Raw genomic sequence first — 229 nt, forward strand, 5'->3', positions numbered from 1 at the left:
GGATGATCTCGTCGATGGCCGAGTTGATGGCCGCGTACTCGCCGCCGATGCCCGCCCCGGCGTCGAAGCGCCAGATGTAGAAGAACCACGGGGCGAACGCGAGACCGGCGACGGCCGACCCGACGTGGTACACCCCGAGGGAGAGCAGGAAGAGGTTCTTGCGGCCGAGACGGTCGGCGAGACGGCCGAACACGAGGGGGCCGAAAACCTGTCCGAGCAGGTAGCAGGT

1 protein-coding gene is annotated in these 229 nt (G+C 67.7%); it reads right to left on the reverse strand.

Going from position 1 to position 229, the window contains the following annotated elements:
- Nucleotides 1–229, reverse strand: a 229-nt coding sequence (locus tag KVS71_RS19585) for an MFS transporter (RefSeq protein WP_217585352.1), incomplete at both ends; no start/stop codon positions are given.

It is taken from the genome of Microbacterium sp. GbtcB4, assembly GCF_019091465.1.
GTDB classification, from domain to species: domain Bacteria; phylum Actinomycetota; class Actinomycetes; order Actinomycetales; family Microbacteriaceae; genus Microbacterium; species Microbacterium paraoxydans.